The 11,738-nt window shown below is 46.3% G+C and carries 14 protein-coding genes; 2 read left to right on the top strand and 12 right to left on the bottom strand.

Annotated features, from left to right (window positions below):
- Window positions 1–182 precede the first annotated feature (182 nt).
- From ABY044_RS11235 to ABY044_RS11180, 12 genes are all read right to left on the bottom strand, one after another.
- On the bottom strand, window positions 183–2,087 hold the full coding sequence (locus ABY044_RS11235) for a hypothetical protein (protein ID WP_373020742.1): 1,905 nt from the start codon (window positions 2,085–2,087) through the stop codon (window positions 183–185).
- 118 nt (window positions 2,088–2,205) lie between these two features.
- On the bottom strand, window positions 2,206–2,313 hold the full coding sequence (locus ABY044_RS11230; RefSeq protein ID WP_373020744.1) for a GpE family phage tail protein: 108 nt from the start codon (window positions 2,311–2,313) through the stop codon (window positions 2,206–2,208).
- Between the two features lie 44 nt (window positions 2,314–2,357).
- Window positions 2,358–2,624 carry a phage tail assembly protein gene (locus tag ABY044_RS11225; protein WP_373020741.1) on the bottom strand — a complete coding sequence of 89 codons (267 nt, stop codon included), beginning with the start codon at window positions 2,622–2,624 and terminating at the stop codon, window positions 2,358–2,360.
- Entirely contained in the window at window positions 2,617–3,330 is a 714-nt protein-coding gene (gpM, locus tag ABY044_RS11220) for a phage terminase small subunit (protein ID WP_373020739.1), read from the bottom strand. The genes ABY044_RS11225 and gpM overlap by 8 nt, the downstream gene beginning before the upstream one ends.
- A gap of 16 nt (window positions 3,331–3,346) precedes the next feature.
- Window positions 3,347–3,709: a phage tail tube protein gene (locus ABY044_RS11215; RefSeq protein ID WP_373020737.1), complete on the bottom strand. Its 363-nt coding sequence runs from the start codon at window positions 3,707–3,709 to the stop codon at window positions 3,347–3,349.
- A gap of 59 nt (window positions 3,710–3,768) precedes the next feature.
- Window positions 3,769–4,914: a phage tail sheath subtilisin-like domain-containing protein gene (locus tag ABY044_RS11210; RefSeq protein WP_373020735.1), complete on the bottom strand. Its 1,146-nt coding sequence runs from the start codon at window positions 4,912–4,914 to the stop codon at window positions 3,769–3,771.
- Window positions 4,915–4,938: 24 nt separating this feature from the next.
- On the bottom strand, window positions 4,939–5,109 hold the full coding sequence (locus ABY044_RS11205; protein WP_373020734.1) for a DUF2635 domain-containing protein: 171 nt from the start codon (window positions 5,107–5,109) through the stop codon (window positions 4,939–4,941).
- The gene (locus ABY044_RS11200) at window positions 5,109–5,621 is read right to left on the bottom strand and encodes a phage virion morphogenesis protein (protein ID WP_373020733.1); all 513 of its coding nucleotides are present in this window, start codon (window positions 5,619–5,621) and stop codon (window positions 5,109–5,111) included. Before ABY044_RS11200 ends, ABY044_RS11205 begins: the two co-directional genes overlap by 1 nt.
- Window positions 5,621–6,094: a phage tail protein gene (locus ABY044_RS11195; protein WP_373020731.1), complete on the bottom strand. Its 474-nt coding sequence runs from the start codon at window positions 6,092–6,094 to the stop codon at window positions 5,621–5,623. Before ABY044_RS11195 ends, ABY044_RS11200 begins: the two co-directional genes overlap by 1 nt.
- 9 nt (window positions 6,095–6,103) lie before the next feature.
- Window positions 6,104–6,553: a head completion/stabilization protein gene (locus ABY044_RS11190; RefSeq protein ID WP_373020729.1), complete on the bottom strand. Its 450-nt coding sequence runs from the start codon at window positions 6,551–6,553 to the stop codon at window positions 6,104–6,106.
- A gap of 112 nt (window positions 6,554–6,665) precedes the next feature.
- Window positions 6,666–7,703 (bottom strand): phage major capsid protein, P2 family, encoded by a 1,038-nt coding sequence (locus tag ABY044_RS11185; RefSeq protein ID WP_373020727.1) that lies wholly within the window; start codon window positions 7,701–7,703, stop codon window positions 6,666–6,668.
- A 42-nt stretch (window positions 7,704–7,745) separates the two neighbouring features.
- Window positions 7,746–8,585: a GPO family capsid scaffolding protein gene (locus ABY044_RS11180; RefSeq protein WP_373020725.1), complete on the bottom strand. Its 840-nt coding sequence runs from the start codon at window positions 8,583–8,585 to the stop codon at window positions 7,746–7,748.
- 155 nt (window positions 8,586–8,740) lie between these two features.
- Between ABY044_RS11180 and ABY044_RS11175 the strand changes: the two genes are divergently transcribed.
- Window positions 8,741–10,459 (top strand): terminase large subunit domain-containing protein, encoded by a 1,719-nt coding sequence (locus ABY044_RS11175; protein WP_373020724.1) that lies wholly within the window; start codon window positions 8,741–8,743, stop codon window positions 10,457–10,459.
- Window positions 10,460–10,473: 14 nt separating this feature from the next.
- Window positions 10,474–11,430, top strand: coding sequence for a phage portal protein (locus tag ABY044_RS11170; RefSeq protein WP_373020723.1), 957 nt, complete (start codon window positions 10,474–10,476; stop codon window positions 11,428–11,430).
- The last annotated feature ends 308 nt before the right edge of the window (window positions 11,431–11,738 follow it).

The raw sequence follows: 11,738 nt of genomic DNA, 5'->3' as shown, positions 1-11,738 counted from the left end.
GAATTTGGTAGCGGGGGCTGGATTTGAACCAACGACCTTCGGGTTATGAGTTTAGAATCTAACTTTCAAAAACCTTTTAATTCAAACACTTAAATCTTTGGCAATGCACCATCAATGTTGCTGAATGTATGATACTGTCGTTTCATGTTGCCTGGCAGTGGTGCAAAATCGGTGCATTCAATTTATATTCCATCCGCAAACAAATCTCCTGTATTCACACTCAAATCCGTGCCGGTGTCGGCCTGAACCTGGGCAATATCCACAGGCTTATCAGAGCGCACACGAATATCAACTGAACTTCGGCTTTGCACCGTAGGGCTTTTGATTATGCTGCGGTTCTGACCGGTGATTGCCTGTCCTGGCGTACCAGCTGCGGCAACATTCATCATTATGTCAGAATTGCCGTTGATGGCATACTGCATCCCGCTTTTATTCAGTTCCTTAAACCGGGTATTAAATGCTTCAAGATCCTTTTGGCCTTTTTTGATGGACTTGCCCCACCCTTCCGGAAGCAATGAATCCGGAATCAGTGACACCATTTTCATGATGGCACGCGGGAGAAGCAAAAACAGCCTGACCAGTTCGCCAAAAATAGCACCGACACCAAAGCCGAACCGCTTCAAGAACTCCCACAAACCGCCGACTACTTCCCGGAAGGTTTTTGATTTCAGGTAGGCATAAGTTAAACCTATTGCCAGGGCAGACAATGCCCCAACGATCATGCCGATCGGGTTAGCATACATGACCGCATTCAAAGTGAAAAATGCCGTTTTCAGCATCAGGATCCCGGCAACCACTTCCGGGAAGTAATTAACCAGGAATAGGATCCCGCGACCGATACTTTTAATCACATCAAAAAAACCTTTTAAGGTTTCCCGGACCTGTTTTATCGTACCTTCACGCCAATCCGCATTTTTAAACTTTTCAGTGAAGTCGGAGAAGATGACAGTCAATTCACGCATGATAGGTGCGAGCGATGCATACTTGATCGATCTTGAAGCTTCCTGAATGCGCTGCATAGCATCGTTGTAAGCTTCGGCGGCCTTGGCGTCGTCTTCCTTGATTCCGCCGCCTAGATCATTGAATTCTTTGCGCGCAGCGGTCAAACCTTTGGTGCCTTCGCGTAGCATGATTAACATTTTACGACCGTCCTGGCCGAACGCGGCGTCGGCAAATGCCATCTGTTCCTGGTTGGTCTTCAGCTTGGAAAATGATTCCAAAAGCTGCTGATAGGCTTCATCGGTGGTTTTTGCCTGCTGCAGTTGATAATACAGCGGGTTTTTGCCTTTTTTCAGGAACGAACCGAGCGCGCCTGATCCGGTTGTCTGTAGAACCCCTAAACGCTTTGTAAAGCGTCTCAAATTTCCTTCCATCGTGTCTGCACTGACACCGTTATGTTCCGCCTGGCTTTGCATCGCCTGCAGTTCACCGATCGGCATTTTCAGGTTTTGCGCCGCCTTGGAAAGTGAATCCATTGTTCCTGCGCTACTATTGAGTTGGGTAAAGAATCCGGCGATCGATGCACCGGTACCAAGAAGGCCGACGGCACCGGCTTTGACCCCACCGAATGTAAATGGTTTAGCAAGCTTGGCTTTGATCGACTCGATTTTCTTGTACCGATTCTGCAGCTTGTTCAAAGTCGTAATGGACTTTTCATGTGCGCCAATCAGGCGTTTTTCTTCGCTCGTCAGGTGTTTTGTATCGACACCGGCTTTTTTCAGTGCTTTGCCGGTTTTTGAAAGCTGTGCCCGGTAATCAGATTGCACCTGGTTAAGTTCGTATAACTTCGTGCGTGTCTTGTTGTACTGCGCCTGCTGCTGTGCGCTTAACGGCCTTCCGGAACGGATCTGTGCCTGGTACTTTTCCAGTTTTTCTTTGGCGACGTTAATGGCGTCATTGTTGGCTTTGTGCTGCGCCTGCAGCTTCTTCAACGCCTGGACGTTTGAAAGCAGGCCTGAATTGTCCTTGAGTGCTTTTTGTGCCGCTTCAACTTTTGGTGTAAACTGGCCGTACTCACCTTTTATTTTTTTCAGCGGTGCCGTTGCTTTGTCAATGGTCTGCATGACAACTGCGAGGTTCATTTTCATGAGAAAAATTCCTTTGTATGCCTTGTTGTTTGCTGTCGGCTTCTTTCTGCCGTCGCTGTTGATCGCATTCAAGGCGGTATCTGCTTAAACAAAAAAAGGGTGCGATATGCACCCTTTTTCAATCATCCTGCCTGGTTCTTTCTTCGGCTTTATCGCGCCAGAGTTTCAAATCTTCCAAATAGAAATTGTCGATTTCTGACGGCGGCCAGTGAAAAACAACGGCTATATCCGCGTACCAATCTTCGACGGCCTGCGGATATGCACCACTGTTTAGACCTTGACGAAAAAACCCAACAATTCCGTAGAAACGGCGGTGTAATCTTCCATTTCCAAATTATGAATATCACGATCTGAAAGGTTACTGATTCGCGGCAGTAGTGTGTTGACGCTGTCGACGTCAAGCTGCAGCACCATTGCCAACTGCAGGCCGCGAAGTTCGCCTGCTTTTGGCTTGCGAAGTTCAACGGTATTGATCTCTTCATCACCGGATTTGACCGGCGTTGACAGTGTCACTTTGATGGCTGTTTTCTTAGTCATTGGCTTTCACCTTTGCTTTAAGCTGCTTGATGACGGTTTTCACACCGACATTGGCGTCCAGTTTCAAGGCCTTTTCATACGCCTGCAGCGCACGTTCATCCTGTCCGATCTTCTGCAATGCCTGGCCGTGAAGCTTGTAAAGCTTCGCTTTAAGCGGTGCATTAGTGGCGATCAGGCCTTCTTCGATTTCGACCATTGCAATGTCAAGGTATTCGATCGAAGGTTCCTGATCTTGCTTCAACTGTTCGTCGACGTGCTTGAACACTTCGTCCAGGTACATGGTTTGCCAATCACGGGCAAATTTAACCGGTGTTGTCAGACCTTTTTCGATCGCTTCATACCATAGCGGTTGAACGTCAGAGAAACCTTCAACATCGTTGCGCCATAACAGCCACCAGAACAGAACGTCCAAATGCGCCCAGGTTTGATAGGTCTGTAAATAGATATCACAAAGCGGACGGAATTTCTCGATCAGTTCTTTTTTGAACGGTGTCTTTTCTTCGTCACCGCTTAATTGTTTAAGCGTAATCAGATCGTTATCAAGCTGCAGCTTTAAACTTGATAGTTCGTTTGACTTTGCCAGAGACATACCAGGCAGCTTTTGTGCGAAAGCCGGCGCATGATTTGACTGTGACGGCTTACTGTCTTTCTGCTGTTTCTGTTCTTCCAATACACGCTGTTTGTGCCTAAGTGCCAGACTGTGCATAATTCACTACCCCTTATTAAGATTCGATCATTTTAGTGCCGTAAAACTCGACCTCGATCTGGCCGTCTTTTACGTTCAACTCTTGTGGATTTCCTACCCATGCATCTTTCAAGGTGTACTGTTCACCGCTGTTCGTTGCATACACAATGGTTTTATCAACGAAATTGCGTAAGTTTTCTTTGTCCAATTCATTGGTGTCAATCAAGGTCACCTTAATTGATGGTGCCTCGGTATATTCTTCGGTATACCCAAGTACACCTTCATCACCCAATACCGGCTTTTTTTCAAGATTTCCAAAATTGACCTTTCCGCCCTCTTTGGTCGGCAAGCGTCCAAGGCCTTCTGCATCCAGGTAACCGCGTGAAGTTACTACGCCCATAATCATTTCCTCTTTGCTTTCAAAATGGTTCACGCCCGCATCAGCGGGCAATTAATCGGTTATTTTCTAAACTGGATCTTCCCGGCATAAATAATCATGCCGTTCACGAATTTAGGCGAATCCTGAACGTTGATCCGAGATGGGTTATCCGCATCCAGTTCGACGAACAGGGTTACCTTATATCCGTCAAAATCCTGAACGATCGCTTTGTATTCAAGGTCGGTATACAGTGCCATCAATTCCGCCTTGATAAGAGATGGTGTCACCACGGCTTGACCTGGTGCAAAACGGGTGCCGTCTGCAGCCAGTTTATGGCGCGCATACTTGCTCAAAATACGGCTGCGCTGTTTGGCTCGAATATACATGGCCGTAGCCGGTACCGTAATATCGAGATAGCTGTCATCGGCCACACCTGCCGCGTTCAGCTTGTAGGTTGTGATTGGGCGTTCAATGAACACCTCTCCGGCATCGTTTGAACGATAGGTCGAGATCCCGGAATACAAAAGCAGGTTGCGTTCAGACCAGATCCATTCGCTTGACGCACCGCTATAAACACCATCCAGTTTCAATGTCTGCAGAGGCCGTGCCGGATCAATCGATAGGCTCAACGAGATTTGCCCAGCCCAGGCTGCTGCCAGTTCAGGTTCCGTCAAGGCCGTGCCGGTGACGTCATTCAAGGCATTTACCGGCATGACGTTGATGAACGGTGAATTAAACCCTTCGCCATAGGTCACAAGGTTGGCGTGGGTGTCTTGTTTGGCGATATACCCTATCCCTGGGATCTGCTGTAGTGCTTCATAACGCGCGCTCAAGAAGTCGGCCAACGAATTCACGCCGGTGGCATCATTGAAAGCGGAAACGATATGGTGATACTGTTGATCGCCGGTCGCGGCCAACGCAGAGGCCACATCCGGTGTGGTTTCATTGGTGGCAACGGCAGACATAGGAAGCGCAATATTCTGCTTGTAGAACCATTCGGCCATCTTGTAGATCTGACTGTCTGCGCCAAAGCGATCGGCTGCGGCCGTCGGAGTCGTGATCCCAACCACGACATTTTCACCGGTGTCGCCACCGGTACCGGCCAGGCCGACAAGTAAAACGCGCTGCAGTTCTTCGGCGTTGTTGGCTAGAGAATTGTCAATCTCAATGTAAACGCCGGGAACTCTTGCGTTGCTTGGAACTTCATTAAAACTAATACCTGACATTGTTTCGCCCTTCCTTGTTTAAAGTTATTTTGACGTGGTTTTCGGTTTAATTTCGACCACTGATTTATCAGCGATTCGGCGCAACCAGTATTCATTCCGTGGTTTGGTTTCACCGCTTGTTTTCAGTGGTTTCATTGTTTCCGGATCACGCACCTTCATGCCCTGTGCCGGTTTAATTTTGAAATCCTGTGCCATTAATTCAACTCCATGTGTTTAGTGATTTCTAAGCTGATTTGAGTGGTTAAATCCTTGTTCCATCCGATGAATGGACGCTGCGGCATCTTATATGCGCCTTTGCCTTTTATGCCGCCTTTCCAAAGGTTGCTTTTTGAATCAAACCATCCATTCATCCGGCGCGGAAAGGTAACGACCTGTCCTTCGTTATGAACCCGGCCGACCTTGGCGGCCAACCCGGCCAACCCGACGCTGAACCCGTCGGCGTCGGATGCTGTCATCAACATTCTTGAAAGCCCGTTCAGCATGTTTTTGTTCGGTTTAGACCGGCCTTTATCAGTGAATCCAACCTTTCGGCGTTTCCTCGGTGCATATCGCTTGCCGTGAATGTCTTTCTGACTTTTGATCTGCGCCCTAAAGTAACGCCGCACCATATTTGCCAGGTTTCGGTTCAGCTTCTTTTTATCGCCGTCCGCTAACATCAAGTTTTGCAACAGGTTGACGATCTCTTCCGGGCTTTCGATCTTCTCCATTAGTTAGTCAATCCATTGTCCTGGGTGACCGGGTCAAATAGATCCAGGATCCCGGTGGCTTCATCAACGCCGAAATCCGATTCAGGCCGGTACCGCTTGCCATCATCTAGCAGCCAATCACCGGCCGGATCTTCGACCAATCGAATCTGTTCTTTGAAATCGATTATCAAGCCAAGATCGAAATGACTGTCTTTCAACGGTTCCGAGAAAAATTCAGGTGCCGGCAATCCTTGTTGATCTCGGTCTGGAATGTATTTGTTCATCCAGTAGGTTACCCACATAAACAGATCAGTTGGGGTGACCGTCACGTCATACAAAGCGAAATTGGCCTTATATTTCAGTTCGTAACCATCAAAATTGGCGGAGGTGACGAACAACACTTCGCCATCTTCCGCCCAGGCTTCGATTTTTTCCTGTATCACCACTTCACCGGTTTTGGTCAGGAAGTCTAAAAGGCTTTGTAATGCTTTCATTCAGATCACCTAAATCAAGCTGATTGCATAGCCGCTGTCGGCACGTAAAAGCTGCTCAATGGAACTGCGCGCCTGGCTGTTCAAGTGGTCAACCTTTTGGTTCAATGCTTCTTGTCTGTCTGCCGCTTCTTTGGTGGCATCGGTCGCCATGCGGTTGCCGATCAGGTTGGCGGCCGTCATGGAAAACACCGCGTTTTGATAAAGAACTGCGGCGGTTGTGTCGTCTCCAAATAGTGCCTTGGAGACATCAACTAAATTCTGGTGCGTTTCGGTCAGTGTCAATAACTGACGATGCACGGTTGAACGATCAATAATCGCCTGTTGTGTCACGGCGTATTCGTTCTGGTCTTCAAGGAAATTAAACTGCTGCTGAAAGTCAGCAAGCTTTAACACCGGGTAAAAAGGCGTTGCGCTTAATTCAGTGGTATAGGTCTGGCCTTTGTCTCCAACGAATTGCACGGTCATTCCCTTTGTTTTGGTTGATAAAAAGGGGCGTTAAGGCCGAATGGTTCAAACTGAACGGCGAACCGTTGAATGAACCAACAACCTAAGCCCCTGGGGAGGTACTCGGTTATGCAGTCCAGGCGGTACCGCTGTAGAACTTGACGTTTGCCGCTTCAATGGCAACGGCCTTGCCAAGATCTTCAAGAACGTAATCCATGTTCATTGAATAGAATGAATCGTAACGATCACGTGCCGGGTTATCCACGTTTCGACGGCGGATAGATGAATCCTGAATGTAAATCGACAGGTTCGAGAACGACGTAATCAACAAACCACGCGCCGGGAAGTGAGGAACTTTGTAAGCCGGTAAACCACCGTAAGTTCCGATTACTTGGCGCTCTTCGATCTTGGCTTTTTCTGATGGCGTGTTTCCATGATCGGTATAGAACTTATTCTTTTCATAGGCCAAAAGTTCATGGCCGACGATCACCACTAGGTCACCGGCTTCCGCATGAGCTGAATCAATCAACTGCAGCAAGTCGGACACCATCAGATCTAGGTTCAAATAATCGGTACCGGTACCTGCACCGAAATGAATTTCACCAACTGTCGCACCTCCTGTAAGGTATTGGGTAGGACGACGGTTTTTAACCTTAGCGATCCAACCTTCTGACACGTCTTCACCGTTCGGGTTGGCAACTGGATCAGTTTGTGTCGCCACAGTTTGACCGTGGAATCCGATCATGATCTGGTTCAAAGCGATCTGCTTGCGGGTTTGGTTGTTCAACTTGGTGCGGAAGTTCGGCTGCAATGCCCATCCGTCCAAAGTGGCATAACTGACAAACGTGTCAAATTCAACCTTGCTGCACATATAGGTGTTGCCGGTTGTGCTGTGTGAGTCGGTTGGGGTACGGTCATTGATTGACGTATTGGTGCGGCTTGCAATCAAACCGCTTACGTCCAACCCGATTGCATCGCCTGATTGTTCAGTAACCGGAACAACATTGATTCGTCCAAGGAATGTAGATTGTTCCTTGACTGATTCAATGATTTTTTGTGCGCCGTTCGGCGTCACGTTGAATTTTTTTGTCGGGTCTGAAACGGCATAAGCCTGTGCCATCGCAGCATGAAGGCTATTAACCTTAACTCGTGTTTCTTCTCTCATGGTTTCCTATCCTTTGAATGAAAAACTATTTGTCAGTGTGAATTACAAAACCAGGTTTTCGTCTTCTTGTTCCTGGTTGCTAGTATTTGCGCCAGTCGCGTTATGGCGGAAGCCTTCATCGGTAAACTTTTCCAACGCGGTCTTGACTTGTGAAAGTTCGCCTTTCAAGTCATCGACGGCCGTTTTAAGCTGTGTGAACTTCTCAGGATCCTTGCCGTTTTCATCTGTACCTGATACTTCTGAATCGCCGGAACCGGAACCGATTTTTGAAAGTGTTTCCGTCATTGTCGTCATGGCATCTGACATTTTGTTTAACTGCTGAACGACTTCTGACTGTGTCTTATTCATTTCAGTCAATAGTTGTACTGTTGCTGCATCCATTGATTCATCCTCTTTTGATAAAAGTCTGTCGAAAAAATTGGTTTTTTTGGGTTGAGGTTCAATCACCTCATTGGTTGAAAAGGTTTGCACGGCCTGCTTGTTGCCGTCAGCTTGAACACTCAAGTGCATTTCGGTTGTTCCAAGGCTTGCCGGGGTGTCGGTGACCGCAAGCCCGGTTAAATACGCCTTGCCGGTTTTTGCAAAATCCAGGACAAATTCAACGGAAGTGTGAACCTTTTGACCGGCCTGAATCAGCGTTAGGAAATAATCCGTCGGCTTCAATCTGGCGAACAGCTTAATTGCCCCATCCATTTCTTCGGCTTTCACTTCGGCTACGCTGCCAAGCTTGTAGCCAAATTGGTTGTGTTCGATGTTGATACGGGCGTTATAAACTTCTGGATCATAAGTTTCTGCAATCTGTTCCAATACTTCCGGTTCGACATTACGGCCGTCGACGGTCGCGCCTGCAGTCAAAATACAAATCCATTCAGTAATAAACATTTCTCGTTCTCCAAACTTGGTTTTTGTGACGTTTTTGTCGGTGTGATTTCAGTATGCGATTTTCGCTAAAGCATTGAAACCAATTGCCTTTTTAGCTTTGCGATATAAAAGTGCAATAACAGAAAAGCCGTGCGATTTTGCCCATAATTGAACCCATGAGAACAAAAACCGAAGAACAGACCATCTACACGCAAAAACAAACCCGCGCTTTGGGTTTGTACTTGCAGCAAAAAACGCCTGCAGAAATTGCAGAAGACGTTTGCGTGACTGCGCGCGCGGTTCAGCGTTGGATCTCAAAATATAAATGGAATGAGTTGCGCGACGATTCACCAGTAGAACTGGTTATGCGTCAACGCATTGCCTATTTGATGTGGGTGGATGAAAAAAGCGAACGTCAGCTTAATGAGTTGGAAATGCTTTTAAAACACCAGTTTGGTGATCCAACTAAGAAAGGTGGAAAAGCAAAAGACGGATCCAACCGTGGGCGGCCATCCAACAAAGTGAAAAATGACGTTTCCGGCATCACAAAAGAAATGTTGGACGAGTTCCGGGAAAAGACGTTCTTCTTTTACCAGTTGAATATCTGGGAGACAAAACAAGATCCAGAAGTAGCATGGATGCGCTTCTTTCTGAAATCGCGCCAGATCGGTTTGACCTACTACTTCGCGTATGAAGCGTTTGAAGATGCGATTTTGACCGGTGATAACCAGATCTTCTTATCGGCATCGAAAAAGCAATCCGAGATATTCAAGACTTACATTCGTATGTTTGCTTTGAAGATTGGTGAAGTCGACCTGAAAGGCAAAGACGAAATCACCCTAAGTAATGGGGCTACCTTCTATTTCTTGAGTACAAACAGCCGCACTGCACAGGGTTATCACGGTCACTTGTATGTTGACGAAGTGTTCTGGATCCCGCGCTTCAAAGAACTTGATGATCTTGCCGGTGGTATGAGCATCCACGATAAGTGGCGGACGACATACCTTTCGACACCGTCGACGATCGCCCACGAAGCCTATCAAAAATGGGCGGGGTCTAAAAAAGACAATATCGACATTTCTCACAAGGTACTAAAAGGCGGTGCGCTTGGTGCTGACGGCATATACCGGCAGATCATCACGGTTGACGATGCAATTGAAGGCGGTGCGACATTCTTCAATATGGAAAAATTGAAGAAGCGCTACCCGGATAAAGAAGTCTTCGACAACCTTCTGCGCTGTAAGTTCCTGGATGATTCAAAGGCGGTGTTCAAACTCAAAGCACTCATGGCCTGTAAGGTTGAATCGAAGGATTGGAAAGACGTTAATTTCGACGCTTACAGGCCAGTCGGTAACCACCCAGTTTGGATTGGGTACGATCCATCCGGAGAAGGCGACGAAGCGGCGGTCATTGTCGCTTTGCCACCGGCCAGACCTGGAAGCGCATTCCGGTTGGTTGAGAAAATCCGCCTGCAAAGCGAATCCTATCAATACCAGGCTGACCGCATTAAAGAACTGTGCGAACGCTACAACGTCACTGAAATCGCAATGGACACAACTGGAATCGGTGACCCGGTATCGACATTGGTCGAAGATTTCTTCCCAGGACTTACCAAAATAATCTACTCGATCAACACCAAATCAAAATTGGTCTATAAGGCTCGAGAAGTAATTACCAACGGCCGCCTGCAGTTTGATGGCGAATGGGATGACGTTGTCCACTCATTCTTAATGATTAAACGTGTCACAACCGGAACCGGAAAGTCGACATTCGGCGCAACCAGGACGAAAGATAGTTCACACGCTGATATTGCTATGGCGATCATGAACCTGCTGTCACTTGAAGATATTAACGAAAACGAAGATGGAAGGCCTACAGTGGCTTTTTCACAATAAATAAGGGGTAATCTATGCTTGTAGAATTTGGCGAACCAGAATCCGTATTGAATGGCACTCTATACGACTATACGGAATCGTTCTTGATAGATGGCATTTACGAACCGCCAGTTTCATTGCCTGGACTTTATAAATCATTCCGCGCAAACGGGATGCATAGTTCAGCCATTTACGCGAAACGCAACATCATCGTTCTGGCGATCGAGTTGAATACAAACGGCAAGCTATCGAGAGTTGACCTTGATAAGTTCCTGTTGGATTTCGGTGTTTATGGCAACGGTTACCTGCAGGCGATACGCAACCCGTTTGACAAAATCGTCAAGTTCAAACACCTTCCGGCACTTTATATGCGTCGACGATCTGATCCTGACTGTTATTCGTATGTGAGTTTCAATCAAAAAATAGAATTCAAGGAAGGATCCGTCTTCCACTTCTCTGAATATGATCCGGCACAAGAGATCTATGGGATCCCGGAGTATTTCGCCACGTTAAGTTCGGTTTGGTTAAACGAGGATGCCACCCTATTCCGCCGTAAATATTACAAAAACGGCGCGCATTCCGGTTTCTTGCTTTACATGAACAACCCAAAACTGGATAAGGAAATGGAAGACGAGATAAAGCAGACATTAAATTCCGCTAAAGGTCTTGGAAACTTCAAAAACCTGTTTATCAATGGACGCGGTCAAGATAAAGAGAAACCGGAATTGATCCCGGTAGGACAGATCAACGCAAAGGATGAATTCGCAAGCATGAAGAACGTGACCACGGCCGACATTCTAAGCGCACACCGAATCCCGATCGAATTAATGTCCGTCGTCCGGGAGAACATGAAAAGCGGCGGAGATCTAAACAAGGTTGACCGGATATTTAACAAAAATGAAATTCAGTCTTTCGTCGAACGGCTAACGGTTTTGAATGATTTCGCCGGGGAAAAAATCATCGAGTTAAGATCCTACGAATCACTTGAATAAACAGCTTTCACATTTTGGGGTATTTTTTAGGCAAAAAAGTGTAACTAAGCTATTTTTTAAACATAACGTATTGATTTAAAAGAAAAATAAAATTACAAAAAAAGGTAACTTTATGTAACAAAAAATTACACTTTTTTATAAGCTGTTGATTTAAAAAATAAAAAATACTATTTAAAATTTAAAAAAATTACACTTTTAAAGTGTAACTTGATTACTTATTTTTTACTATAAAATTACTATAAAATTACACTTTTAAATAAAACAAAATAGTTATTAAAAACAATTACTTGTGATATAATTTAAGCACA

The sequence above is a fragment of the Thiomicrorhabdus sp. genome, assembly GCF_041583835.1.
GTDB lineage: Bacteria > Pseudomonadota > Gammaproteobacteria > Thiomicrospirales > Thiomicrospiraceae > Thiomicrorhabdus.
This window is presented reverse-complemented; position numbering and strand designations above follow the sequence as displayed.

Bases quoted from the DNA above. Each gene is read 5' to 3' on its own strand.
- ABY044_RS11235 (WP_373020742.1), bottom strand. From the start codon at position 2,087: ATGAAAATGAACCTCGCAGTTGTCATGCAGACCATTGACAAAGCAACG.
- ABY044_RS11225 (WP_373020741.1), bottom strand. From the start codon at position 2,624: ATGACTAAGAAAACAGCCATCAAAGTGACACTGTCAACGCCGGTCAAA.
- gpM (WP_373020739.1), bottom strand. From the start codon at position 3,330: ATGCACAGTCTGGCACTTAGGCACAAACAGCGTGTATTGGAAGAACAG.
- ABY044_RS11215 (WP_373020737.1), bottom strand. From the start codon at position 3,709: ATGGGCGTAGTAACTTCACGCGGTTACCTGGATGCAGAAGGCCTTGGA.
- ABY044_RS11210 (WP_373020735.1), bottom strand. From the start codon at position 4,914: ATGTCAGGTATTAGTTTTAATGAAGTTCCAAGCAACGCAAGAGTTCCC.
- ABY044_RS11205 (WP_373020734.1), bottom strand. From the start codon at position 5,109: ATGGCACAGGATTTCAAAATTAAACCGGCACAGGGCATGAAGGTGCGT.
- ABY044_RS11200 (WP_373020733.1), bottom strand. From the start codon at position 5,621: ATGGAGAAGATCGAAAGCCCGGAAGAGATCGTCAACCTGTTGCAAAAC.
- ABY044_RS11195 (WP_373020731.1), bottom strand. From the start codon at position 6,094: ATGAAAGCATTACAAAGCCTTTTAGACTTCCTGACCAAAACCGGTGAA.
- ABY044_RS11185 (WP_373020727.1), bottom strand. From the start codon at position 7,703: ATGAGAGAAGAAACACGAGTTAAGGTTAATAGCCTTCATGCTGCGATG.
- ABY044_RS11180 (WP_373020725.1), bottom strand. From the start codon at position 8,585: ATGTTTATTACTGAATGGATTTGTATTTTGACTGCAGGCGCGACCGTC.
- ABY044_RS11175 (WP_373020724.1), top strand. From the start codon at position 8,741: ATGAGAACAAAAACCGAAGAACAGACCATCTACACGCAAAAACAAACC.
- ABY044_RS11170 (WP_373020723.1), top strand. From the start codon at position 10,474: ATGCTTGTAGAATTTGGCGAACCAGAATCCGTATTGAATGGCACTCTA.